General features: G+C 37.1%; 20 protein-coding genes. 11 read left to right on the top strand and 9 right to left on the bottom strand.

Translation table 11 applies throughout. From position 1 onward, the window contains the following. The first annotated feature begins 2 nt into the window (after positions 1-2). The 7 genes from C9J41_RS11360 (at position 3) to C9J41_RS21810 (ending at position 8,804) form a co-directional block, all read left to right on the top strand. Positions 3-2,201, top strand: coding sequence for a glycosyl transferase family protein (locus C9J41_RS11360; protein WP_107294588.1), 2,199 nt, complete (start codon positions 3-5; stop codon positions 2,199-2,201). A gap of 41 nt (positions 2,202-2,242) precedes the next feature. Next, a complete protein-coding gene (locus C9J41_RS11355; RefSeq protein ID WP_158259679.1) occupies positions 2,243-5,215 on the top strand; it encodes a hypothetical protein in 2,973 nt (990 codons plus the stop codon). Next, a complete protein-coding gene (locus C9J41_RS11350) occupies positions 5,137-6,060 on the top strand; it encodes a DUF4434 domain-containing protein (RefSeq protein ID WP_107294586.1) in 924 nt (307 codons plus the stop codon). Before C9J41_RS11355 ends, C9J41_RS11350 begins: the two co-directional genes overlap by 79 nt. Before the next feature lie 472 nt (positions 6,061-6,532). Beyond that, positions 6,533-7,270 carry a hypothetical protein gene (locus C9J41_RS11345; RefSeq protein WP_107294585.1) on the top strand — a complete coding sequence of 246 codons (738 nt, stop codon included), beginning with the start codon at positions 6,533-6,535 and terminating at the stop codon, positions 7,268-7,270. 50 nt (positions 7,271-7,320) lie between these two features. After that, complete coding sequence (locus C9J41_RS11340; protein ID WP_105062208.1) at positions 7,321-7,968, top strand: nuclease-related domain-containing protein; 648 nt, start codon at positions 7,321-7,323, stop codon at positions 7,966-7,968. Between the two features lie 254 nt (positions 7,969-8,222). After that, positions 8,223-8,363, top strand: a complete 141-nt coding sequence (locus C9J41_RS21925; RefSeq protein WP_199194437.1) for a hypothetical protein — start codon at positions 8,223-8,225, stop codon at positions 8,361-8,363. A 276-nt stretch (positions 8,364-8,639) separates the two neighbouring features. Continuing rightward, positions 8,640-8,804 carry a hypothetical protein gene (locus C9J41_RS21810; protein ID WP_158259678.1) on the top strand — a complete coding sequence of 55 codons (165 nt, stop codon included), beginning with the start codon at positions 8,640-8,642 and terminating at the stop codon, positions 8,802-8,804. Between the two features lie 269 nt (positions 8,805-9,073). Here C9J41_RS21810 and C9J41_RS11335 read toward each other — a convergent pair whose 3' ends face one another. The 3 genes from C9J41_RS11335 to C9J41_RS11325 form a co-directional block, all read right to left on the bottom strand. Then, positions 9,074-12,940, bottom strand: a complete 3,867-nt coding sequence (locus C9J41_RS11335) for a P-loop NTPase fold protein (protein ID WP_107294584.1) — start codon at positions 12,938-12,940, stop codon at positions 9,074-9,076. Between the two features lie 91 nt (positions 12,941-13,031). Further along, entirely contained in the window at positions 13,032-13,493 is a 462-nt protein-coding gene (locus C9J41_RS11330) for a hypothetical protein (protein WP_105062210.1), read from the bottom strand. Positions 13,494-13,507: 14 nt separating this feature from the next. Continuing rightward, the gene (locus tag C9J41_RS11325; protein ID WP_105062211.1) at positions 13,508-13,777 is read right to left on the bottom strand and encodes a hypothetical protein; all 270 of its coding nucleotides are present in this window, start codon (positions 13,775-13,777) and stop codon (positions 13,508-13,510) included. Between the two features lie 736 nt (positions 13,778-14,513). On the opposite strand from C9J41_RS11325, the gene C9J41_RS11320 reads away from it, so the two are divergent. Beyond that, positions 14,514-15,398: a hypothetical protein gene (locus C9J41_RS11320; RefSeq protein WP_107294583.1), complete on the top strand. Its 885-nt coding sequence runs from the start codon at positions 14,514-14,516 to the stop codon at positions 15,396-15,398. 111 nt (positions 15,399-15,509) lie between these two features. Here the strand turns inward: C9J41_RS11320 and C9J41_RS11315 are convergent, their stop codons facing one another. Then, positions 15,510-16,430 (bottom strand): LysR family transcriptional regulator, encoded by a 921-nt coding sequence (locus tag C9J41_RS11315; protein ID WP_107294582.1) that lies wholly within the window; start codon positions 16,428-16,430, stop codon positions 15,510-15,512. Between the two features lie 126 nt (positions 16,431-16,556). Between C9J41_RS11315 and C9J41_RS11310 the strand changes: the two genes are divergently transcribed. After that, positions 16,557-17,186 (top strand): GrxB family glutaredoxin, encoded by a 630-nt coding sequence (locus C9J41_RS11310; RefSeq protein WP_107294581.1) that lies wholly within the window; start codon positions 16,557-16,559, stop codon positions 17,184-17,186. A gap of 10 nt (positions 17,187-17,196) precedes the next feature. Continuing rightward, positions 17,197-18,288, top strand: coding sequence for an alkene reductase (locus C9J41_RS11305; protein ID WP_107294580.1), 1,092 nt, complete (start codon positions 17,197-17,199; stop codon positions 18,286-18,288). Between the two features lie 108 nt (positions 18,289-18,396). Here C9J41_RS11305 and C9J41_RS11300 read toward each other — a convergent pair whose 3' ends face one another. From C9J41_RS11300 to lepB, 4 genes are all read right to left on the bottom strand, one after another. Next, a complete protein-coding gene (locus C9J41_RS11300) occupies positions 18,397-19,695 on the bottom strand; it encodes a type II toxin-antitoxin system HipA family toxin (RefSeq protein WP_107294579.1) in 1,299 nt (432 codons plus the stop codon). 2 nt (positions 19,696-19,697) lie between these two features. After that, a complete protein-coding gene (locus C9J41_RS11295) occupies positions 19,698-19,958 on the bottom strand; it encodes a helix-turn-helix domain-containing protein (RefSeq protein WP_045151640.1) in 261 nt (86 codons plus the stop codon). A gap of 396 nt (positions 19,959-20,354) precedes the next feature. Then, positions 20,355-21,338 (bottom strand): rhodanese-related sulfurtransferase, encoded by a 984-nt coding sequence (locus C9J41_RS11285; protein WP_107207141.1) that lies wholly within the window; start codon positions 21,336-21,338, stop codon positions 20,355-20,357. A gap of 754 nt (positions 21,339-22,092) precedes the next feature. Further along, positions 22,093-22,971: a signal peptidase I gene (gene lepB, locus C9J41_RS11275; protein ID WP_107207142.1), complete on the bottom strand. Its 879-nt coding sequence runs from the start codon at positions 22,969-22,971 to the stop codon at positions 22,093-22,095. A 982-nt stretch (positions 22,972-23,953) separates the two neighbouring features. Between lepB and C9J41_RS11270 the strand changes: the two genes are divergently transcribed. Then, complete coding sequence (locus tag C9J41_RS11270; protein ID WP_107207143.1) at positions 23,954-24,886, top strand: Gfo/Idh/MocA family protein; 933 nt, start codon at positions 23,954-23,956, stop codon at positions 24,884-24,886. Positions 24,887-24,952: 66 nt separating this feature from the next. Here C9J41_RS11270 and C9J41_RS11265 read toward each other — a convergent pair whose 3' ends face one another. Beyond that, entirely contained in the window at positions 24,953-25,735 is a 783-nt protein-coding gene (locus C9J41_RS11265) for a helix-turn-helix transcriptional regulator (protein WP_107207144.1), read from the bottom strand. Positions 25,736-25,757 lie beyond the last annotated feature (22 nt).

The raw sequence follows: 25,757 nt of genomic DNA, 5'->3' as shown, positions 1-25,757 counted from the left end.
TCATGGATATGTTCGATTATTTTCTCTACTACTTATATGGCTTACGCGTTGTACTGTTCGTGACCATGGTGATTTTATGTATTTGTGGTATCGATGACTTGTTCATCGATCTCTACTACTGGATACGCCATTTTTGGCGAAAGGGCACCGTTTATAAAAGATTTTCACGTAAAAATGTAAATGATCTTTATCAAAAAGAAGAGCAGCCATTAGCGATCATGGTACCAGCATGGCAAGAGTTTGGCGTAATCGATAAAATGGCTGAGCTGGCAGCATCTCGCTTAGATTATGAAAACTATCAAATTTTTGTTGGTACTTATCCTAACGACCCTGAAACACAAGCTGATGTTGATCGTGTTTGTGCACGTTTTCCTAACGTACATAAAGTGGTGTGTGCTCGCCCAGGGCCAACCAGTAAAGCAGATTGCTTAAACAATATTATTTCATCAATTATAGAGTTTGAGAAAAAAGCAAAAATCGAATTTTCAGGTTTTATTCTCCATGATTCAGAAGACATTGTTTCACCAATGGAACTGCGCCTTTACAACTACTTATTGCCTGAAAAAGATCTGATTCAGTTGCCTGTTTATCCTTATACCCGTAAATGGTATCAAATGACACCGGGCCACTACGCTGATGAATTTGCTGAATTACATGGTAAAGATGTTGTTGTTCGAGAAGCGATAGCAGGACAAGTACCTAGTGCTGGTGTGGGGACATGTTTTAGCCGTAAAGCGATTTTAAAACTATTAGTGGCAGGTGATGGTTTACCATTTGATGTTCAATCATTAACGGAAGACTACGATATTGGTTTACGGCTGAAGCAATGGGGAATGAACGAAATCTTTGTACGTTTCCCTATTATTGATAAAGACCAATCAACACTCAAAGAAGACTCAATTGGGGTATCCCTGCATGACGGTAACGTTGTCTGTGTGCGTGAATATTTCCCTACAACATTTAGTACAGCAGTCCGTCAAAAAAGCCGCTGGATTATTGGTATCGTTTTCCAAGGTTTTAAAAATACCAAATGGACGAGCGATTGGAAGTTAAATTACTTTTTATGGCGTGACAGAAGAGGTTTTATTAACAATACGATAGGCTTTCTATCTATGCTTATCTTTTTACAATTAGTGGGACTAACAATCTATTCCTACTTTGTGAAAGATGGCTTCCATTTCCTATCTATAATTGCTAAAGATAAGACCACTCATATTCTTTTAGTGATTAATACCTTATTGTTTATTAACCGCTTATTCCAACGTTTTTTCTTTGTAAGCCAATACTATGGTTATTTAGAAGGCGTGCTATCACTACTACGTTTATGTTGGGGCACTGTTATTAACTTTGCTGCTAACGTTCGTGCTATTACACAAGTTATTCAACAAGGTGATGCAAGGCGTGTTGCTTGGGATAAAACTACCCATGATTTTCCAAGCATTCAAGATGAAATACGGAAAAAGCCAATTGGAGAGATCTTAAAAGAAAACAATAAAATAACGGAAGAAATGCTAAATAGTGCATTACTCAATATGCCGAAAGACCGTTTACTCGGCTCTTACTTAGTTGAGCAAGGTATTGTGAGCAATGACGATTTAAGTAAAGCAATTGCTGAGCAATTTGAATCTGAATTTGAACACTGTGATCCCTTTGATTTAGATCCAGCACTTATTGAATTGTTACCTAAAAAACTGGCATTGAAGTACTCGGTACTGCCACTACGAAAAGATGGTGAAATGCTCGTGCTAGGTAAAGAAATGCCATTAAGCCCTGTAGCGTTAGCAACGATAAAAAGACGATTAAAGTGCCCTGTAAAATCAGTAATTACGACTAATGGTGCTGTGACATTAGGTTTACGCTACTGGTATTTAGAGCAAAAAGAGATTAATCCTCATAAAGTGATTGAAGAAACCGTTGGTAAGAAAAATCTTTCTCAAGAGGCTTACAACACTCTGATTGATCAGTACTTTGCAACACAGAGTCAACTAGGTCAGTGTTTATTAATGAGTAAACAAATAGAGTCAGCGGTGCTGAATCAGGCTATCCTTGCTTATGAAAAAGAATATGAGCAAAGTTTTGGTGCATTTTTAATACAGCACCATTACGTGACAAAAGAAGCCATAGACAAAGCATTGGAGCTTCAAGCTTCACAGCAAATGAATGTTAATCAACTTATTAATGAATGCAAACAGTACTTATGAATAACTTCAAAAGAACATCAATCGCTATGGCTTGTGCATTTATGAGTGTTAATGTACATGCGTCAGCTAATATTTATGCGCATCTTACAGATTCAGAGCATTTTCGCACTTATCCGTATATTGATAAGGCGTATCAGGAACAAAAAAACAAACAATACAATGCAGCATTGAAAGAAGTGGATCACGCACTCATTATTGTTCCGAACCATGTTCCTTTTTTAAAATTCGCTTATCAGTTAGCTGTAAGTGCCGGTAAGCCGATTGAAACGCAATTAAAATATTTAACCAAAATACCAAAGAATGAGAGGGGTAATGAGGTTCTCAATGTCTGGTTGAATAACGCAAAAAATGGCAAGTTTTACACGCAGGAACAGTTGAAAGAAATTGCTGACACACTAACAGCAACACAAATGCAGAGTTTCTTTGCTAATAATCTGTACAATATAGATAAACAGTATGGCTCAACCAAAGCATTACAATGGTCATATAATAAGCCAGATAAATATAAGTCGTTAATAACGCTTCGCTATGAAGCTTATCATTTATATTCAGACAAGAAGTATGTTGAAGCACAACCAATACTTGATTCAATTTATCAATCACACTCGAGTAATCAGACGGATTTAAAATATCTTGCTCTTACTACATTAATGAATGGTAATGAGATAAAGGCGCTGAGTTATGCGTCTAAACTTATTTCACTTCCTGATCAGCAAGAGTTTTACAACCAATATATTGAACATTTATTGGCGACATACCAATACAAAAAAGCACGAAAAGAACTAAATCGCTTATATGACAATAATGCGCTTTCTGATGTGTTTATAAAACAACGAGATTACTTAAATTCATTAGACGAACAAGTCATTAATGAATTTGCCGAAATGACGCCTTGTTTGAAACAAACAATGAATAGTATATCGGAAGATAATATCACACAGGCCAAAATGAAATTGAAGCAATGTGATCCGCAGAAAGACTCAACAATGTGGATCGAACTTGATGATAAATTAGGGTTGTATGGCCAACTAGAACAAATTGACTTTAAGCAGAGTAGTGCAAAGAAATTGAAAACAAGCGTGCTATTAACGCACTACAAGAATCAACGCGCATGGTCGAAGATAATCAATTTATTAAAAGATAACGATCATCAGGAGTCATTTGGCAGAGAACTTGCTTATGCCTATTCAAAAGTAAAACAATACAGTAAAGCAGCCAGAGTATCTTTTCAGATTTACAAAAATGATCACCATAACTCCGATTTAGTTCATGCGGTGTTTAATGCGTTACAATCTTCCAATGGGGATAAACTCGCAGCATCAATGATTAAATACGGCTTACAAACACATAAACAAAAGCTATTGGCCGATCGTAAAATTGTTAATAACATCTTAGATATTGCTCAACGTAATATTACATTGTTTACCCCGCAAATCATTGCGGACGCAAACAGAAATAAAGTGACATTGTCACCTCAGGTTTGGCAGTTACAGCAGCAATGTAAGATGGTTGATGGCTTAGTAACAAATAATGACTATTTAAACCAAGCGATCGCATATTGTGTGGTTAATCATGATCCATTGAAAGCAGCAGAGCAGTATCAGGCAACAATAAAAAACGCTCCGACAGCTCAACAATCATTAGTGTTAGCGCAATGGTTCGCTAAAGCAAAAGCGTATAAGGTCAGTGAATCATACTGGCATAAAGCTGTGCGTAATACGTCAGACTTTAAAAACCTACCACCATACTCACGTTATTTAGATATAGAAACGATGAATGAAGTAGGGCAAACAAAGCGTGCAAATCAGGACTGGTTAGAATCAAACTTTGATAAACAGAATGAACAGTGGTGGCAGCTAGGCATTGATATTGCTAAAAAAATGGATGATAAAGCCACTGTAATATCACGCATAGAGCAAGGGATTGATCACACCCAGTCATCGGAATTAATCAAAGATCTTGCTAAATACATAGCAGAAAATAACGATACCGAATTAGCAAAAAAATTGTTTGAAAGCGACAAAACCGGTAACGCGAGTGCGCTATTAGGTTACCAAACTTATCAAAAAGACCCTGAGTTAGCGCAGCAGGCGTTTGCTAATGCATATCAACATCTGAAGTATAAAAAAGATGTCAATATGACTGCAGAATATGCTGATATCGCAAATAAAAATGGTGATACAGCACTTTCATCACAGCTATATAAAGCCGCTATTGATCAGGAGCTAACTAGCCCTGCACCAAACAAGAAACTGATAAATTACTTACAAAGCTCACATAAAAACATCAATTTAGGCTGGAAATATAATATCGCGGGTTGGATTGGGACTGATCAACAACAAGCAATGCCAGGGGTATCTAGTCGAGCAGGAAACTACTTCTTATACAGTGATGCTAAATACTATTTTGAACATCCGTGGCTCCCACGCAGTGCATTTTCTATTGCAGCATTAAGTAATGGGGGATTTGCTAATACATCATCAGACAATACCACTGACTTGGATTTATCGTATCAAGTCCAACCCATAGCAAGCCATGATACTTATTTAAAAGCCGGTGTTCGCCAACAAGTAATAGGCGATGACCATAAATTACGACCTTATGTACGTGTTAGTTCAAACGTACTTTCAAACGATAAATGGTCAAAAGCATGGAAGCCTGATCTCAATCATTGGTTATATCAGAGCGTTTATGCTGACGGACTATTATATCTAGATAATACAAATGACTATATTTTGTTTGGTCGTTACGAAATTGGTCAAACATTCAAGATGAAAAATGATTACCAACAAAGACTTACGCCATACACATTTATACAATGGGCCGACGACAGTGACAACACATCTACTGTGGCAGGTTTAGGAGCAAGTTGGAACTGGAATTCACATTACACCAAATACAATGGCTTAGACGTAGATTCAGAAGTAGGTCTTGAATGGCAACATACACTACAAAGTTCACAGGGAAACAAATCAGACGATGCTGTCTTACTGCGTTTTTCCTTATCTTTTTAACTAGCTGTCAGCAAAAGGCAGATAGTCAAAATCTTAGTATTTTCTATCAACCGCTTAATCAAGATCGTGATATCTCACAACAACAATGGAAAGAGTTTGGTAGAGAAATCAGGGGTATAGGTATAAAAAACATCGTCATTCAATGGACACAATACGGCAATCAAACCTTTGGAGAGTCTCACGGCTGGTTAGCGCAGCGTATGGAAGCATTGCAAGATGATAATATAAAATTATGGGTCGGATTATATTCCGATCCTAATTATTTCCGTGAGATACATACCAATGCTACTGAGCAAAAAGTGTATTTAACAGAGTACTTTAACAAACTGCATAAATCATACATGCAGTGGAAAACTTGGTTAAGAATACACTCAAACAAAGTACAAGGTTTATATTTGCCGTTAGAGTTATCAGATTACGATTTCAAAACACCGGCACAAAGAGAGCAACTGGCACAAATCCTAAAGCAGCAAGTAAAACGGTATGATGAGCCATTAATGATCAGTCTTTACTTATCAGGCCAATTAACTCAAAGCCAGATAAAACAATGGACAGATCAACTTACCAACTTAGGTTTAATTGTTTATGTACAAGATGGTGCGGGAACACAAGCATTATCGACAGATGAACGCCATGCTTACTTAGATGACTTAGGCTGTAATGTCGGCATTATCCGCGAAATCTTCGTGCAAGATAAAGCGGCTAAAAGTTTCAAAGCCGATCGTGTGAGTAAAGAAAAATTCGACAGCATTTTGAACAAAAAAACATGCCATCCAGACGCTATGTTTTCGTTACGTTACTTACCGAGCAATCTCAATCCATTGAAATTGGTTGGCGAAAAGTAAGTTAAGTATTAAGTAACATTAAAGCAGCCTCAAACTCTAATAGCGTTTGAGGCTGTTCTTTTTTGGTAATTCCAAATAATCCTTGTTCAAGAATGCATAGCGTTCGCAGAACAAGAATTATTAATGGTAATTACCTATTTTATGGTAAATACGCAATACTGTTAAATGACCCTGTAACAAACTAAAACTATCAATAAATCAGCAGAGTAGAGCAATACATGTGACGCTTTAGTTTACTGTCTATGACCGATAATAAGCTAGATATCCTATTTAACATAAGGTACATAATGCGCACCAAAGGTATAGATCCCAAAGTAAAGTGTCAGCAACATCAATTTAGGTATAAGTGTTTATTTTATCTCAATTTACGATCATCACTCGCATTTACTAATGATTGAAGTTTATTCGCTTCTGTAGATTATGGTAATTAGTAGTTGATATTTATACGTATTATATTCAATCAAGGAAAGATATGAATAATCACAAACTAGCTTTATCCGTTTTACTTGTCTCACTTAGTTCGGCAACGAGTGCTGCAGAAATATATAAGTGCACTATTGATGATAAAGTTGTATTTCAGGACTTTCCCTGTGCTGAAGATTATGAATATGGACTTACAGCGTTAGATACATTTGATGGTTGGAAGTATGGAATGAATATTCTAGCCTTTAAAAAGCGTTCTAAGTTGAAAAACATCCCGATTAATACTGGTACTTCAATACTTTATAATCAATATAATGAAAAATACCTTAATAAAAAGCCAGATGCTCGAATCTTTAGTTATTCGACTAAAGTCGCTGGTGAATCAGCTAAAGTTTCGCTTTTCTTTACTAAAAAATCTCAATCTTTGTATCGTATTCAAGTTAATATTTTTGTTATCTCAATGCCAGCTGAAGAAAAGGAATACTTTTATACCAGCTTAGTTAATCAGCTCACAAAGAAGTACAGTCAATACATAGAAGCTAAAGATTATCCATCTACAGCTAATATCCTTTCAAAATTTATACTTCAAGATACGGTTGGTACAGAGAAAATATGGGGAGCTAACTCTGATAACATAATTTCACTTACTGGAAATACAACGTTAGCTACATCTTACAGACTGAACTATAAATACATCCCTCTTATAAAGAAAAACATAGCGGAAACTACAGATGAAATTCGTTTAAGTACTGACAAAGCTTTTTCAAAAGATTCAATTAAATTGTAGTGAATATAGTTACACAGTGGTAAATTCTCGCTTTTAATTTCGAGTTTCTTATGTTTGATTTCATTTACATTTTTGGATTATTGTTCAGCTTTATTTGCGGCGTTGCTTTTGCCAAAAGAAAAATATTTGATGTTGAGAAGTCTAGACTTAACATTGGTGAACGATTAGTTTCTAAGAGATTGAACGCTTATCTAATGGATGAGCAAATTGCTGGCATTGTTATAAACAATGTGACTTTGCCTATTGATGGCAGCACAACCCAAATTGATCATATCTTAATTTGTACCAGAGGCGTGTTTGTTGTTGAAACTAAGCACTATAGTGGCTGGATATATGGAGATCCGAAACAAAAGAAATGGATGCAAGTGCTATTCAAAAAGCGTTCGTATTTTCAAAACCCTATCCATCAAAATTACAAGCATATTAAAGCAATTCAAGCCCTTTTCGACTTTGTACCAGAAGAACACATTAAGTCATTAGTTGTATTTACGGGTGACGGCGAATTTAAAACACCGTTACCTAAAGATGTTGTTTTATTGGATGGTATTAAAGATTGGATGAATCAACATGAAAATCATATATTTACCTTAAATCGTATCCAATTTTGTTATGGACGTTTAGAGTATTTACGTATGCCAGATAATGATGAAACCGAACAATTACACTTAAAAAACTTATCTAAACAACATTCTGTTTGATTGTTATGCGCCCTATCATTAATTTATTAATCGTTAAGGGCGTATAAATATTACTTCGCTTCTCGTCTTAACCATAACGATCATCACAACTTGTATTGGTATTTGAATCTGTTTCAGTGTTATTCATTTGTTTAATACACAGATTGGCCATTTGATACTGCAATCACTGCGTTATTGTTTTGTATATTATTTTCCTTGGGTACACGGCATGGATTGCCGTTGTTGGTTTAACTGTTAACAAAACAAAGGATTGTATGAAAAAATTAATTGTACTTGCGATCATTAGCTTTGCTGCTTGGTATTACCATGAGCATCACGGTTTTGAGTTTTTAGAAGACTTAGACCTTAATGACTTCAAAATCACTAACAAATACAACAGTGAAAACAAGTTTTAATCGATACATGGCGATTCATCATTATGTGAGATAGTCGCCAGCATTAACCTTGCTTGGTGCAGATGTCTGTAAAGAGATGAGCTAACTTGGTAAAGTTCAAGTTGGATTACACGACAAACACAACACTTAGGAATCTTTATGGCTAAGCATCAATGCCCTAACTGTCACTCTCCTATTTCCCTTAGCTATATATTATTTAGCAAATACACAACTCAATATCGCTGCGTGAAATGTTCAGCACTTATAAAATGGAATCGGCAAAGAAAACTATTTGGAATGTTTACGTCAGTTCTTCCAGTCATTTTGATTTTCGCTTTTAATGCATTAATCCCAAATCTAAACCTGTTGCTGTGTGGTTTTATCTCGGTGGTTGTTGCTATATTTGTTCTATGGTTGGTACCTAACCAAACTGAATTGGTTGATGAGAATGTAGGTAGTTAGTTCTACCTCATCTCTATAACCTTTATCGATGATCATCTGTCAATAATTCTATTATGACTTAAATTTTATAGTACGTTCGGCAATGAATGAAGGCACTTAAAGCGTAATTTTTTCGATTTAAAGCTTACTGAGATTGGTACTGGAGAGGTTGGTCTTGGTAGATTCCCAAAACTCAATGATGATTTTGAATTGGATAATTTTGAGTCCTTCTAGCTTTCAGGGAGTGCGGTAACCAGCCTTACGTTTGGTTACCACACAACCCTAACTCTTTAAGCGTTCTCTTTATTTTTGCGGTACAGATTTACTCTTATTTCGTGACTTTCTTTACTGGAGCTAGATATAATATTTTTAGTTTTGAGTAACTTCACCAGCTTTTCATTCTCTGGTGTGATTTCAAGTTTCACATGACCACTGATCTTCTGAACAATATCTGCAATTTTTCCTTTTAAGTTTTTTAAAGTATTTTTGATTTCATCTTTACTCAGCTGCTCACCAAATTTTATTAATAGAGCCATAAGGTCCTGTTCTGACATTACTTCATTCATAATACCGATAACCAACTCACCACTTAAGTCACTGTCCTTACATCTCTCATCCATCATAATGTTTATAATTGAGGCAATGGCCTGTGCGAGAGCTGAGCCTTCTATCATCGATATATTAATAGCCTTTACTATTTCAACCTTGTGCTCAATCGATATTTCCTGTGAAAGTAGATCTACATAAGTAAGATTATCAACTCTGAAATCGTCAATTTTCTGTATGAACTCATCAATATTTCGAGTAATGAATGGGACCAACAAACCTTCATTGCCTGATAAGGCATTTAAATTTGTTGCGGTAAAGCAAAGGACATCTGCATTTATCATGATAAGGGTTTTTTCGTCGCTCAAGCCTTCAGGGAGATCAGGGTGGCTATAGAAAAACACAGATAAATAAGCTTGGTAAGCATCATTATTTAGCTCCTTTGCATTTATAATAAATGCTTCCAGCGCCTCAGTTTCTTTTTCTGGTAGTTGCTTGCTTGATAATGCACTGTATACATTAGGTCTATTTAAGAACTTGAGAAGCTCACCTTTATCATAATACTCATCTTCACCTAAATAGCTCTTACAGTTATCTAAACTAGGTTCAATTAAGTTATTGCTTATAGCAAAGGTCCATAGTGTTTTAGGTATAGCTTCCAAGTGAGGGATTTTTAACGTCTGATTCGCCACAACAGATTTTACCAGTTCAATATCTACATTAGTCTTGCTTAGCAGTTTGACTATTGTTTCTGGATCTTCTTGCTTATTTTGTCCAAGCTTATTTAGTACATCAATTAAGTAAGTATCTAAATTACTGTTGATCTTGTTAATCAGTCCATGGCTACCAGAGTTTAGAATTGTTGTGTAGTTCTTGGTTTCGATATCACTCTTGCTGCCGGTATTGAGCAAATCTTTAATAATGTACTCTATATTGAAGGTATTTATTTCGAACTTCCCTTCCTCAACTAGCTTAGATGCAATATTTTTGTGCTCATGAATACTAGAAAGATCTTTTACGTTCACGTTACTAACAACTAGCTTCTCTGCATCGAGTTCAGGGGCTTCATTTAGAACTTCTTTAAGATTTGAAGATAAGTATTCCTTAAATCTTGACGTCTCACCATTAAGCTTTTCTAATTTATTACTTTCTAGATGAGTCAGTATCAGTGCAGCATGCTTGTATGCATATTTCCCTTCCGTTGCTTTAAGAACGAATGAAGGATAATCATCCATTAGTTGTCTAATAAAACAACCTACTTGGCCACCAGCATCATAATAAGCAATTATAGAGTCCTCAATTTTTGCGAATGACTTTATGATAAATTCATTCATCATAGTTAGCTGTTTTTTATACAAACTGCTATTTGAACAAAGGGTATCTATGATTTTTATATTTAATACGTAGTCTTGGCCAAAATCCTCTTCCCTCATATCAGCAATAACTTCTTTTGGGTTATCAATCTGGAAAGTAGGCTCAGGTGTATTAAACGCACGGATTTTCCTTAAAAACGCATTGTCGCTTGGAGACAGTCGTCCTGCATGAAATAAGGAAGTGTATTGGTAATAACTATCGTCTAAATACCCTTCTAGTATTAGATACCGAGCAAGATCACTGTTCCCTTTGAGCTTGCTAAAGAATTTATTTAATTTTTCATAATCATGACGCAAGATTTCACGAAGCTTTACTTTTCGCAATGCTGCACGCTTTTCTCTTAATTTACGAATATTTTGTAAATGTTCATCTTTTTTGTTGGTTGTTTTATTTATAATTAAATCATAACGGTCTTTGTAAGCATCTAATGAATAGCATTCTTTTAGTTTTGTTTTAGGATTAAAATATTTCTCATTACGCCCCACGTCTAAAGCAGTAATTAAAGTAGATGATAGTACGCTCCTTAAGCTGTCATCGCTATTTTTATAATGCTCTAAAGGTCGCCAATGCCCTTGATAGTCTTTTAACAGTTCTATCCCTTCAGGAAGATGCTCAAGGATGGCCATAATAAATATGGAATTTAATTCTTGTATATTTACTGGGAGCTGATCTTCGATGATAGTGATATCGTTCTCAATTTGCTCTATCTTTTGATCGTAATCTGTTTCTAATTTTGCGGTTAATTCATTACGAAGATTCAGTATCTCAGAGAGAATGCCATCATTACGGTGTAATAGCTCAAAGTCACTAGGATAGACGTTTTTATATATAAGTACTGCCAGTAACTTGTTTCGGTCAAGCGTCTCTACTGAAGCGTCCTCTAGTCGTGATTGGTAAATTACATACTCATTAAACACATTCCGGATAAGACGTAGATCATCTAGGTAGCGTGAGACTTCGCGTAAGAACTGGTCATTGAGTTTTTCTTGAATACCTATTCTCTTAGTGTGCTCTAATACCTTATCGATAGCGTTACTTGAGTTAACAATTGGAATAATCGGTACAATAAATTCGAAAAACTTTGTGCGATCTGTGCTTTCAAACATGTCATCACGTAATGCGTAAATGAAGCGCACTCGCTTTTTTATGTCGCTGTTATTGTTAATTAAGGTGTTTATCTCTCTTAAGGTAATAAACACCTCATGATCATTGAATCTATCCAAGTCCTCTATAATCACTAGGTCATATTTAGTGTTTTGGAAAAAGTAGATGATCTCATCAAGGTGACGATTCAGAATTGATGACTCATCATCTGAAGACGGTTTTATCTCTATATTTTTGAGTGAAAGCCCCTTTAGGGATAGGCCAAAACTCTTTCCGTACAAGATGCGCACTAAAGACCAGATAAAACAGACCGTGAAAGCAAATATGCCTATGTCGAGAGCATTTGATAAAGTGGAAGGATTAAGGAATGAGCCTTTGCTGATATCTGAGATTAAAGTGAGCGGCTTTAAGAAGGAGCCTTTGGTGATATCTGAGATATGATTGTAAATATAGTAAGACGACAAGCCACCAGCTGTTAAGTAAAGTGACTTTAGGCCTAAATAAGTTGGCGACTCTATGCGCTTGAATCTTGATAGAGGGATTTTTCTAGCATTTTCTTTGTAAACCATCTGCTGCAGAATGCTACGCTCCACATCTTGTCTATTTATTGTTGAGCTATTAGATGCGGAGTCTGATGGTTCGTCACTATCATTATCTGTTGATGAAGCAGAAGCGAAGGTAGCTAAGGATATTTGTAACGCTTCATGCTTACTTGATTTTAAGAAGGCCTTTATTACACTGCTCTTCCCTGAACCATATGGGCCAGTTATTGCTATGTTAAAAACATCTGGTCGAGTTAGCGCGTACTCGATCGCTTCGCAATATTTGCCGCAATCATCTGCACCATCTGTTGCGGCTAGGTCGACAAATTGAGTCTCACTTTCTTTATTGGATTTCCATCTCTTGAATAGACTTTTAAAGCGCCCAACTGACGAAGTTTGATTTATATTTTTCATTAATTTTCTCAAACACGATATAACATTTGTAGCATTATCTCCGATATTGCAAAAAACACTACAAAACAATAACATAGTTTTTATATTAAACGATTTAAATGCAAGATAGATACTTCCCTTAAAGTCACCTTTGGTTAGATTACTAGCTAAAGAAATTTGATTATCTTCAACTACCACTATGCTTGCTTTTTCATGATATGCCTTACACCGAGTGCATCTTAATCTAGCAAAAGATTAAATTGAGGCTGTTCGTATTACTACTCGATACTTATATGCAGATGTCTGTGTATTTTTCATTGAAATTTTTATATTCATCAGACCAGCAAAGCTTCAGTTTGTGTTTTCTCGGTGTTTGCATGTGTACTGAAGCTATGAACTCGATGTATTCATGTTTTTCTAATGAACTATATGGAAGCTTGCTCTGTAATTCAGATTCTGGGACTAAACATGACCCCTCTAAAAATTCGACCGTTACATTTTTAGCTTCTGCATTACCTTTGTTAAAGACTTTTAATCGATACTTGGAATTACCAAGCCTAATGAGATTTGCACCCAAATCAGCTTTATTGTTTTTAAGCAATTCATCTGTTTCTTTTCTTAATAGTATATTGCTCAGCTTTGTTTGTTCCTCAATGAAGGAGTCTTGTTTCTTGTTAAATTGAATCGTTCGCAAAGTAGCGTATCCAGAAAGACATAAAGCCAAAAATGCGATACCGTCACCAAATTCCATTTTTCTTGATCCTTTTACCTAAACTTTATATTTTTGTGACCTTTAAATGCGTCTTTGAACATTTTCTTCATTTCAGCTTCTATCTGTTTAGTCGCATCTTTTGCTAATTCATTTTTAACTTCTGAAATTAATTCAGAGTTCTCCTCAATAAGCTCATCACGAGTAAGCTGCCGTCCGCACTGAAGGCAAGTAACAGATTCAGACTCTCCATGCTCATTAAAGTCTATGGAGCCACAAGTTGGGCATAATAGGTTAATTTGTCTATCAAGATTTTTAAGTTTCATTTCCCTTAAGGCTCTCTTTTGTAAAAGTGATACACGTTGAATTATATAGCCATTTGATGACTTGGTAACTAGGCATTCTTGATGTATTTTCAATCAAGAAAGGTATTATTGATATTATCCAGTCGCTCTTGCTTATTATGCATATGTAAAAGATCTAGAAATAACACAAAACCAAATCACCAATTCACAGAAGATTATCATTAAGTGTCTGCTGTATAATTGTTTTTACAAGCTATAAGAATAAATATAACAGCCATCTATCGGCAGGTGGGTTAATCAAATTGGGATAACACTGTTGGCAAGGTGTCTTAGAGGATAGCTAAGAAAGAGACGAATACACCTAGCCAAGAAATTAGACAAAATACTTGTGCTTGCTCTGTATAATTGTCTTGCTTGGTTCTTATAGCTTGAAGGTTGTTAGGTTATCCAATCACTCTTACATGTGTTTTTTGATTGCATTGTCGTGATGGTCAATATATACAATCTTTTATTAGTATTTACGTTAATCTTGATAAAAAAAGATGACAGAAACCATCTCATACAAAGATTACTTTTGGTTATAAAAGCACAAAACTAAAAGAATAGTTACAATTTTATATGGGTTATTTATATTTTTATTGTGATAGAGGTTTCGAAATACGGTAATAGTGATAGTTATTTTTTGCCATTACTAAAGATAATTTATAAAGTATTAGTCATATGACTTCATATTCATTATAAGGAAATGGTGTTGAAAATGAGTAGTGAACTAATGCTAAAGTTGATGTGTACTCGGTTAAGATTATGTTTTGATGCGTATGGAGTTGACGCATTTGATGTTCCCAAATTTTTTAAACCTGGAGAGTTTCTACGATCCGATTATTTGGATGACAAATCTCTTATCGATGCAATGACAGATGAGGGTATTACACAACTTGGTAATACATTTAATATTAATCCAGAGTGGTTGCTCGGAAGAAGTGATAACACTACTCCACCATATAATTACCACTGGTATAAAAGCGTTGGGTTTGTAGCTCAAAACTTAGCTAAATACTCTTGTTGTAATCAAAGGCCCAAAGTCTATTTCGTTGCTGAGTACGATAAGTCTAATCTAAGTCAAGATATGGCTAATGCCGCTAAACGTGGTCTTGATGGCGAACACTTTAACGTTGGAATCGTTATATGTCGCACTATTGATGTTAGTGGTGTTCAGATACCAATTTACGATGTTCTTGGTACGGGTTATTGGGATTATGTCAAAAGCAGATCTCATTTAAAGCTCTTGATGCTGTTTTGTAAGAAAACAGGGTTAGATTTTTCGGGTGTGAAGCTCAATCATGAAAAATATAACCAGTTATTTGAAGGTCAAAAGCTTCCTGCCGAGATTTTTAATAATATCGACAAGAAAAGTTCGTGGTCCATTGATGGACTGTTATCAGAAGATCCAGAAATAAACCCTGAATTTGAAGATCTCTCTATGTTACTGCGCGATGGTGCAAGTGAGGCGTATGACGAACACATACACATACATGAGAACGCGATATTAGCACCATGGAAGATTAATGACCTTAAAGCCTATCTAAAAGGTGATTTAACGATAGAAATTGAGTTAAATACGCATCAGGCCCTCTCTACATAATTGGAGTATCGGATCCAACACTTCTTCATTATTTTCAGAAAATGAGTAGAGCGATTGATCTTAATTTTACCATCAGTAGCTTTGCTCATAATTATCCTTTCTTTATAACCACTACCCCAACCTTTCACCAAATCGCTCCAACAAGAACTCAATAAACAATCGAAGCCGTTTGGGTTGGTACTGGCGGCTTTGGTAAATCACGTTTAAGTCGGCACTGGCTGAAGATGTCGATGCGTTGAAGTTCTTCATGTAACCATCAAGCACCGTCACTAATCGTTGCTCTTGTATGTCGTGCTGAATATCTAATATCGATTTTAACGCAATGCCTGCTCCATCTAATGCCCACTGGCGGATCACTTCACCATCATCTGAAAAACGTTTGGGTACTAGGGTTATCACTGTTTGTTGGTTGTCGTCTGTAAAATGCCATGTTTTCAGTTCTTCATTACTGCGGATCATGGCTAAACAATGATGATCGGCGAGATCTTGCGGTGTTAAGGGTGTGCCTTTGTTGGCCAAGTATTCGGGCGTTGCACATAACACTCGCCTGCTGGCTGCAAGTTTGCGAGAGATAAGGTTACTGTCCGCCAGTTCACCGTAACGGATCACAATATCAATCCCCGATTCTGCTAAGTTGGTGAGCTTATCGTCTAAATACAAGTACGGCACTACGTCTGGGTATAATTCGCAAAATGCCGATATGACGGGTGAGATGTATTGTTTGCCTATGTCTCGTGGCGCCGAGATCTTTAGCGTCCCTCGTACTTCTTGGCTACCGGTTTGAAGTAAGTTTTCTGTCTCTTTTACGCTATCGATGATCTCTAAACAGGCTTGATGATACAGCGCACCAGATTCGGTTAAAGAGATATGCCGAGTACTGCGATTAAGCAGCTTAACACCGTAGCGATCTTCTAATGCTTGCAGCCTAGCTGTTACCGTTGCGGGAGATAAACCTAACTCTCTGCCTGCTGCGGCCATGCCTTGATTTTTAACGATACTGATAAATAACGTCATATCAGAAAACTTATCCATGCCCTTTCCTTTTGTTTATTGTTCAGCTCAGCCAAATAATCTTTTTAAATTTACCCCAATTATCAAATTCTATCCAATGAATATACTGACGCCATCAAAACAAAAATGGCTAAATAGGAAATAACGATGAAGCTTTATATTTATGAACATTGCCCTTTTAGTGCTCGCGTCCGTTATGTGGCTGGAATGTTGAATATCCCACTGACGGTAACTTGTATTGCTTATGATGATGACAAAACCACGAATGCGCTCATCGGTACCAAGCAAGTGCCTCTTTTGATTAAAGATGATGGCGAAGCCTTAGCAGAAAGTTTAGATATTATTCAGTATTTCATTGAGTTAGTGCAGTCTAGAGAGACAGTTGAGATTTCTAAGGCTGTGTTTGATTGGCAAAAAAACGCGTTTCTTCCATTACAAAAAATCGGCTATCCACGTTGGGCAAACATGGCGTTACCTGAGTTTGAAACGGTTTCTGCCCGACAAGCTTGGCGAGCCAAGAAAGAATCAGCCGAGCTAAATTTTGATGCGTTATTGCAAGATACCCCGAGCATCGCTAATGACGTTGAGTCTCTTATACAGCAAGCAAAAACGATCTTGCAGTTAGAAACTAACCAAGCTGTTCTTTTGGTTGATGGCGCGATTATGTTCTCTATTTTACGTGGGTTCTTTAGTGCGCCTGAGATCAAGTGGGACAACACAGTAAAAGATTGGATGGAATCGGTCAGCGTTAAAACCCAAGTTTCACTACTTAAATAAGGTGTCGATAATGAGCAAGCTTTTTGAATCAACACAGCTTAACGAATTGAATCTACAAAACCGTATTGTTATGGCACCGATGACACGTGCGCGTAGTAGCCAGCCGGGTAATGTTCCAAACGCGATGATGGCGAGTTATTACCAACAACGTGCCAGTGCTGGATTAATTATCTCTGAAGCGACGCAGATTTCTGATGATTCGCAAGGCTATTCGTTTACGCCTGGTGTTTATACCGATGAGCAAGTATCGGGTTGGAATTCAGTAACACAAGCGGTACATAAGAACGGCGCGGCGATGTTTTGTCAGCTATGGCATGTAGGTCGTGTGTCTCACCCTGTATTCCAAAATGGTGAGAAGCCGATTGCGCCATCGGCACTTAAACCTGTTGAAACTAAAGTGTGGATTGCAGATGAACAAGGCAATGGCAACATGGTCGATTGTGTTGAACCAAGAGCTATGACACAAGCAGATATTGATCGGGTTATCGCAGATTTTGCTTATGCTGCAAAACGCGCCATTGATGCGGGATTCGATGGTGTCGAAATTCACGGCGGTAATGGCTATCTTATCGATCAGTTCTTGCGTACTAACTCTAATCATCGTACAGATAGTTACGGTGTCACTAGAGAAAATCGTATTCGCTTCTTACTAGAAGTTGTTGATGCTGTTAGTAATATCATTGGTGCTAATAAAGTGGGTGTTCGACTTGCGCCCTTCATCACTTTCAAAGATATGAATTGCCCTGATATTGTGCCGACTATTTTAGAAGCAGCAAAACAACTTCAAGCCCGTGACATTGGTTACCTGCATTTATCAGAAGCGGATTGGGATGATGCGCCAGTGATCCCCGAACAGTTTAGAATTGAACTGCGTGAGTATTTCACTAATACGATCATTGTTGCATGTAGTTATACGCAAGCATGTGCGGATGAAGTGCTTAATAAAGGCTATGCAGATTTGGTGGCGTTTGGTCGTCCGTTTGTGGCTAATCCTGATTTTGTCTCACGCCTACAGCACCAACAACCATTAGCAGAACTGGATGGTGCGACGCTATTTGGCGGTAATGACCACGGTTATACCGACTATCCTACTATTGGCTAATTAAGCCCTAATTCTGAAGGCATAAGTATTAAGGCCAGAGTATTTAAAGCAAGCGTATTTAAGGCATGGGTTGTTTGCTCATGCCTTTTTTATACGTATAACTTGGCTTTATGCCAATCGCCCTGCTTGCTTTAATATCCCGTTAAATATCGATTCACTAATATCAGTAGGAAAATCGTTGGGTAATTGCTGACGGACTTTTTCTATCGCACTTGGCGCTTGGTTTTTCATTTCGAGCATTAATTCATTGGCACGTTGGGTCGAAAATCCAACCGTTTTTGCTGTACTTAAAAAATGCCGAGGCTGAATGGTTTGCCATTTGTAATATTTCTTGGTGCCCGTTAATGCCATTGCCATTTTTGCTTTCTGTTTCGGTATGCTGTTTGAATCCATTAAAGGATAAGCAGAAATAATGTCGTATAACGGTGTCATACTGTAACGGCTTTCAGGTTCTAGAAATAAGCTGAAGTTTTTACCGTGTCCATCAATGGCTGCTAACAACCAAAACAAGATCTGTGCTTTGAAAAATACTTCTCGATCTTGGGTTGATGTTCGTGAACCTAATAGAAATTGCATAATACTGGCAATGTTTGGCCCACCGTCCGATTCATATTTTAATGCCGGCGCAACACCTAACGCTTGGCACATGTCTTCTTGGGGTAAACGCATTAACCAACTGCCGTCTTGTGACCATCGACGATCAAAGCGCGTTAACGCTAATGCTTTTACATCTTCAACATTGATGATGCTGGCATCGTTCACTTCAAAGCCAAATGCTGCCGTGATTTTTAAACATAACCATTCGTTTTCACAGCTATCGCTTAAGTCTATGTTTTTGTGCGGTAAGATCCCGATTGGCAATTTCAGAATATGGCTGGTTGGGGTCGAACCTAACGGTAAATGCCACTGATTTTGATACCATAACAAGCCCGTTTTTTCCTGTGCGCCGGCTATAGATATACGAAAGTCGTCCATATCATCTAGCATGCCGAGTGGCGCATCGCTTTGGTAACCTCGTAATACCTGTGCCATTCGAGATTCGGTTAATGGTTCTGCTTGTATTTGCCTGACATCCTGTAGGCTATGTTGTGGTGAATAAAGCTGAATAGCACCAACACAATCGCCACCTATTTTGCTTAGTAAATCAAAGGGGCGTTTGGTAGCCGCTTGAAATCGAGATTGAATACGGCTGCGAATTTCTTCGTTATCAGGCAATAAATTATCGAAGAAGTTGTAAGGAATATCACCATGATAAGCATCGTGGCGTAACGGCATAGAAAGTGAGATCGCACGGGCTCCTGCTCGTGATAACCATGTTGGATCATATTGAAACAATATCGCACCAGAGCTTGCTTTGGTTAAGCTGCCGACTAAGATCCCATTCATTGCAACCGTTAACACATCCATGTTTACCACTCCTCATTCCATTTCTGTTGTGTGGTGTGTGGTTCGCTGTTTGTGTTACGCGGTTGAACATGCAGCTCTAGATCTAATGCGGCGAGTAATTTAAAAAGCGTTTCTAGCTTGGTACTTTCTGGGTTATTTTCGAACGCAGATACGGTGGTTTGTTTAATACCGACCAGTTTAGCTGTATCACTTTGGGTTCTGCTTTGGGCTTTACGTTGATCTCGCACTGCATTGGCGAGCATTTTAGCTGATGTGATTTGCATGGTTCCCACTTTGAATTATCCGCTATAAAGGATATTTAAAGTATATCCCTTATAGCGGATATTTACAATTTATCCGCTATAAGGGATATTATTGTGTTATCCCCTATAGCGGATAATACGTTGATACCCATTCCGTTGTGGAAGCGTTTTTCCCAACCCACTTGTAGATCGGCAAGTATATGAATAGATTCGGGATGGAAACTGAATACTGCATTATTTGTAGTTATATGAAGAGTATCTAGCTGACTATTGATTGACTGCATGCATATAACATTAGGTGAAATATCAACACATAAACTGCATTAATAAAAAGGGAATAAACACAAATAACTCTTTCTAGTTAAAAATGTCTATTCCTTTTGTGTTTTATCATTTGAAAGCAGATATTGTTTTATCTTACTTTTTAGCCGCTCGTTGCTGCTCTTTATGGGCAAGTTTGGCTTTTTTACGTTGCTCTATTAGTTGAGCAGCATCACCGCCGACATGGGTTTCACCACGTGCATTCGCTAATTGCACTTGTTTTTCACGTTCACGGAAACGGGCTTTTTGCTCTTCGCTGTGTTTATCAATACATTTTGGACAACTTACGCCTTTTTCAAAATGCTCTGATAATTGTTCTTCTTGTGTGATTGGCAATCGACAGGCATTACACACATCGTAATCACTTTTTTCTAGTTGGTGGTTTACTGCAACTCGCCCATCAAACACATAGCAGTCGCCTTCCCACATGCTTTCTTCTTGTGGGACTTCTTCAAGGTATTTAAGAATGCCACCTTCAAGGTGATAAACTTCTTCAAACCCTTGCTCTTTCATGTATGCAGTTGATTTTTCACAACGAATACCGCCAGTACAGAACATCGCAACCTTTTTGTGCTTATTAGGATCAAGGTTATCTTTCACGTATTGCGGGAATTCGCGGAAGGTTTCTGTATTTGGATTTACGGCGTTTTTGAATGTACCAATATCGACTTCGTAATCGTTACGGGTATCAACCAGAACAACATCAGGATCTGAAATTAATGCGTTCCATTCGTTAGGTTTTACGTAGGTTCCCACCACGTGACGAGGATCGATCCCCTCCACACCCATAGTAACGATTTCTTTCTTCAGTTTTACTTTGGTGCGGTTAAATGGCTGCTCTGCATTAAATGATTCTTTATAAACAACGTCAGCTAAGCGCGGATCTTGTTTAAACCAAGCTAGTAACGCATCAATAGATTCTCGTTTACCTGCTACGGTGCCATTGATCCCTTCACTCGCAAGAAGCAGTGTGCCCCGAATGTGATTAGCTTCGAGCAATTTCGTTAATGGTTGGCGAATTTCTTGGTAGTTATCTAATGCGACAAATTTATACAGCGCACATACAACGTATTGAGACATGTTTTTTCCTTCTGCGAGCTGGAGCGTAAATCCAGTGCTTTATGTATTCTATTTATAATAGTGAGTTTAAAACTTGCGCAGTATAGCTAAGTCGGTGTATGACAAAAACCAACTAAAATCAGGGATATATATCGGCAATTATTGTAGGGCTTTAAAGGAAAGCGTTGATACTAAGTGATTTACAACGCTAATTGTACTAGTGCTTAAAACATAAAAAAGGACATACACGCAGAGGTATATGCCCTATTAAATCACGTATGATGTAAAAGTTAGTTATTTACAGTTAAATTCCATCATAACTTTATGCTCTGAATTTAGTACATCACCACCTAAGAAAAACTTGCTCGCCGTGTTTGCAAGCTCAGTGGTTTTCTCATCAACGGCATGATCGAAATTACTCTATTCAGAAATCACATAGAAGGATTTACCTAAATCTTTACATGTCTTTTTTGCCGTCGCATTTGCAATTTGTTTTGCTTCTTGCGCACTGCTGCCAGTCGCTTCTACTGTATAAGAGTTCTCTTTCGGTGTAACAATACCGGTCTGTGCAGCACAACCTGTAAGAGCTAGGAATAAAGGTGTTGATTTCTACATGTACACGCTAGATTCTGCACCAGCAAGTGGCGAGCACTGGGTAACGAAGAAAGAGTCAGATAAGTATAATCTGATTCAAAATATTACAGACTAATAAAAAAACCGACATGTTGTTAGCATGTCGGTTTTTCTGGTTTTATCTTATTGTTTGGTTATCGTTCTAATGAATGCTACCGATACGGTTGAAGCGAACACCATTAGGTAACCAATGTGGCCACATTGAGTCTGGGTTATGGTTGAAAGTAAAGCTAATCCAAATGAAGGTCGCTTTACCTACTAAGTTCTGCTCTGGCATAAAGCCCCAGTAACGGCTATCTAAGCTATTATCTCGGTTGTCACCCATTGCAAAGTAATGACCCTTTGGCACTACCCATACACCCATTGGTTGACCTGGCTGTTGGTAATAACGATTAATTTGCTCTGGTAAAGTTGGATCACGCAGAATGTGGTGAGTCACCTTACCCAGTTCTTCTTTATACTCGTTTAGCTGTGTACCTAATTCAGTGAAATTAGTTAAGCCAACATATTGTTTTGGTACTTCTTTTGCTACTGGACATACTTTCTGTCCGTTACAAGCTGGTTTGATATAAAGGGTTTTGTTTTGGTAAATAATAGTATCACCCGGTAAACCAACCACGCGTTTGATTAAATCAATTTTCGGATTTGATGGATCAATAAATACTGCTATGTCACCACGTTGTGGCTTACCTGTTGGTATTAATGTTTTGTGGAAAATAGGATCGCGTAGGCCGTAGGCGAACTTTTCTACCCCAATAAAATCACCAGGTACTAATGTCGGCTGCATAGAGCCACTTGGAATTTGAAAAGGTTCGATAATAAATGATCGAATAATTAAAATAGCAAATAACACCGGAAACATTGAGCGTGCTTGAGCAACCCAACCTGTGTTCTCCTGTTTAACCCCTTCTCGTTTAGGTTGCCACACGAACTTATCTAACGCGAAAATAACACCTGTTATTAAGGTCGCGAGAGTAAGAATAAGTGCGAACATTTCTGCAGCGTTGAATATTGAAAGCATGTGCTATCCCAAAAACTGTGTAAATAGAATAATCTATAAATAATATTATTGCGTATTGAACATGATTAATGTGCTAAATAAAACGGTTATATTTCGGAAACTATGATCTCAATTTATCAATCTATTTGATCTCATCGCTTTTACTAATGTTTTATGTTGCTCATTTTATTGATAATCCCCTCATTCTAATAGAATGATAGGATACAGAGTAAAGCCTACACCAAGATTGAGCTCTGTGAGTATTTTAATGATGCTAGGGCTTAATCGCTTGGTGAATGCCCCATGCTGTAAGATGTTTCATAACCATGTTAACGCATTTGTGTTCAATTTCATCCCTTTTCTGATTAGCTTCATTAGGTATATCGTTCAGCCATTGGCAATTAGGCTATTTATATAAACATAAGCTTACATTCTATATTGGTCTAGTAATTCAAAATATTACTAACGGTTGTTTAGCATTTGAATGTTGTTCGGACTAATTTTAGTTCAAAAAATGGCCTTAATGTATAAAATCATCACTTTATGTAATTAATTTATAAAATATTTTCTCAATCGCTGTTATTCTTAAGGGGTATTATGTTACGTTTTATAGATAGAAGCATATTAAACAGAGTTATTATTGTGAAGATGCCCATAGCAACAAACAAAATCTTTTTTTACGCGTCGTTAGTATCTACTATTGTTTATACTTGTGAGTTATTTTACTTAACATTACATCGGACAACCACACTGCCCCATTGCATTATTATTTCCCTTTTAAAATGTGTGGCAAGCTGCGTTATCTGTTTAATTTCATTACAATCTATCTATCATAAACGAGAAGATAAATTTAATGAGAAAATGAAAAAGTATGATGATCCTACTTTAAGCCATGAGAGTTCGGAAAATAAACACCGTTAAAGTGAATGTCTTAAGCCTAGCTTCAGCTTCTTTGAGATATAAAGCATTTCGGTTCATAAAACCAATACGTTAAGGGTTAAAAATGCGAATAGGAATTGTTGGGCTAGGTGATATTGCACAGAAAGCGTATCTCCCAATTATGACGCAACTGAAAAATGTAGAGTTAATTTTTTGTACACGCAACCCTACCGTTTTAAATGCATTAGCTGATAAGCATAATGTCACTTGCTGTTTTGATGATTACCGCCAATTAAATAAAAAGAATATAGATGCGGTGATGATCCATGCTGCAACACGTAGTCACTATGACATAGCGCATTGGTGTATAAAGCAAGGTATTCCTACGTTTGTTGATAAACCGTTAGTTGATAATGCAGAGCACGTTGAACGTCTTTACGAGCTTGCAGAACAACATAACACCCCACTTTATGTTGGTTTTAACCGTCGTCATATCCCTCTATTTAACAAACATCTACCAGAGTTAGCTTCCGGAAATATTGGTGAATTACATTCACTGCGTTGGGAGAAAAATCGCCATAATCTGGTTGGTGATATTCACACCTTTATCTTTGATGATTTTATTCATGCACTTGATAGCGTTAACTTAAATACTAAATCGACACTCGATGATGTTTATGTTACTCATCAAATGTTTGGTGATCAGCTTTCACGTGTTGATGTGCAATGGCAAGCAGGACAATGTCTGCTACATGCTTCGATGAATCGTTTAAACGGCATTACCAATGAATGTGTTTCTGCCACTTATCATAACCAGTCTTACCAATTTACTTCTTTTATGCGTGGTCAACGCTGGCTAAATAATGAAGAAAGAATTTTAACATCAGAAGATTGGATGCCAATGTTAGCAACCAAAGGGTTTGATGCGATGATTTCTGATTGGTTAAGTGTGGTAGAGTCTGGCAATATGCCACTGCATACTATAGAACGTAACATTTCAACGCACCAATTAGCGGATGCCATTGCCCTTCAATTAGAGACATTATTTATCCGTTAATGGATTGATATTATTGAATATAAAGATAAATACCATTATCGCTAAAATAAAAGAATGGTATTTATCTTAATGGTGGTATTCAAATGTTTTTTGATATTGTTTTAGGCTCAGACCAAATTGATGTTGAAAACGTTGTGCAAATCGGGCTTCTGATTTGTAACCACATAAATGCGCAAGCTCTATTTGTGAATATGGCTTAGTTTGCAATAAGCTTAATGCATAACCCATTCTCAGTTCTGCTAATACATCCCTAAATTGGGTATTCTCGTCTTTTAAGCGCCTAATTAATGTCGATTTACTTAATCCGAAATGATCACAGACCGATTCAATTGAATGATTGGCTTTGGGATCATCATTAAAATATTGGGTTAACTTGTCTCGCCAGCTTAAATTTCGCATTGAAAATAACTGATGAAGATAACCATTGTTAGCAAGATGCTCAAATAATGCATTAACGATATGTGTTTGCACGTTGGGCTGAATATCCTTCGGCATTGTTATTATACTTTGCCATAAGTATTTCGCCGTTCCATCTAGGCTATATTCAGGTGTTAAACCGTCTTTCTGATTTTCTTGCGACCGTTGAATTTGCTCATCCGTTGGTCGGATCAAAAAACTCAGTTGGGTTGAGAAAAATTGGGTTTGGTTAGGGGTATTGATAAAGGTCAATGATGTATTGCCATGTGCCAATAACCAGTTATTGCTATTGAAGGTGATCCAGTCATTTTGCCAATGCAATTGTTTATTACCCTGTTGAATCCAGAAAATGGAAGGGTAAATAATCGGTACATTACGCAGGTGCTGCGGTCGATTACCATTATAATAATTAAGTTTGATTATGCCTGACATGTTTTTTTTATATAAACCTTGT

Source organism: Photobacterium sp. GB-50 (assembly GCF_003026755.1).
Lineage (GTDB): Bacteria > Pseudomonadota > Gammaproteobacteria > Enterobacterales > Vibrionaceae > Photobacterium.
The sequence above is the reverse complement of the archived record's forward strand: the minus strand, read 5'-3'. Positions and strand labels throughout refer to the sequence as shown.

Excerpts from the sequence above, each read along its gene's own strand:
- C9J41_RS11305 (WP_107294580.1), top strand. The coding sequence starts at position 17,197 with ATGAGCAAGCTTTTTGAATCAACACAGCTTAACGAATTGAATCTACAA.
- C9J41_RS11295 (WP_045151640.1), bottom strand. The coding sequence starts at position 19,958 with ATGCAAATCACATCAGCTAAAATGCTCGCCAATGCAGTGCGAGATCAA.
- C9J41_RS11345 (WP_107294585.1), top strand. The coding sequence starts at position 6,533 with ATGAATAATCACAAACTAGCTTTATCCGTTTTACTTGTCTCACTTAGT.
- C9J41_RS11325 (WP_105062211.1), bottom strand. The coding sequence starts at position 13,777 with ATGAAACTTAAAAATCTTGATAGACAAATTAACCTATTATGCCCAACT.
- C9J41_RS11270 (WP_107207143.1), top strand. The coding sequence starts at position 23,954 with ATGCGAATAGGAATTGTTGGGCTAGGTGATATTGCACAGAAAGCGTAT.
- C9J41_RS11360 (WP_107294588.1), top strand. The coding sequence starts at position 3 with ATGGATATGTTCGATTATTTTCTCTACTACTTATATGGCTTACGCGTT.
- C9J41_RS11315 (WP_107294582.1), bottom strand. The coding sequence starts at position 16,430 with ATGGATAAGTTTTCTGATATGACGTTATTTATCAGTATCGTTAAAAAT.
- C9J41_RS11330 (WP_105062210.1), bottom strand. The coding sequence starts at position 13,493 with ATGGAATTTGGTGACGGTATCGCATTTTTGGCTTTATGTCTTTCTGGA.
- C9J41_RS11350 (WP_107294586.1), top strand. The coding sequence starts at position 5,137 with ATGGCAACATACACTACAAAGTTCACAGGGAAACAAATCAGACGATGC.
- lepB (WP_107207142.1), bottom strand. The coding sequence starts at position 22,971 with ATGCTTTCAATATTCAACGCTGCAGAAATGTTCGCACTTATTCTTACT.
- C9J41_RS11300 (WP_107294579.1), bottom strand. The coding sequence starts at position 19,695 with ATGGATGTGTTAACGGTTGCAATGAATGGGATCTTAGTCGGCAGCTTA.
- C9J41_RS11285 (WP_107207141.1), bottom strand. The coding sequence starts at position 21,338 with ATGTCTCAATACGTTGTATGTGCGCTGTATAAATTTGTCGCATTAGAT.
- C9J41_RS11265 (WP_107207144.1), bottom strand. The coding sequence starts at position 25,735 with ATGTCAGGCATAATCAAACTTAATTATTATAATGGTAATCGACCGCAG.
- C9J41_RS21925 (WP_199194437.1), top strand. The coding sequence starts at position 8,223 with ATGAAAAAATTAATTGTACTTGCGATCATTAGCTTTGCTGCTTGGTAT.
- C9J41_RS11355 (WP_158259679.1), top strand. The coding sequence starts at position 2,243 with ATGAGTGTTAATGTACATGCGTCAGCTAATATTTATGCGCATCTTACA.
- C9J41_RS11310 (WP_107294581.1), top strand. The coding sequence starts at position 16,557 with ATGAAGCTTTATATTTATGAACATTGCCCTTTTAGTGCTCGCGTCCGT.
- C9J41_RS11320 (WP_107294583.1), top strand. The coding sequence starts at position 14,514 with ATGAGTAGTGAACTAATGCTAAAGTTGATGTGTACTCGGTTAAGATTA.
- C9J41_RS21810 (WP_158259678.1), top strand. The coding sequence starts at position 8,640 with ATGTTTACGTCAGTTCTTCCAGTCATTTTGATTTTCGCTTTTAATGCA.
- C9J41_RS11340 (WP_105062208.1), top strand. The coding sequence starts at position 7,321 with ATGTTTGATTTCATTTACATTTTTGGATTATTGTTCAGCTTTATTTGC.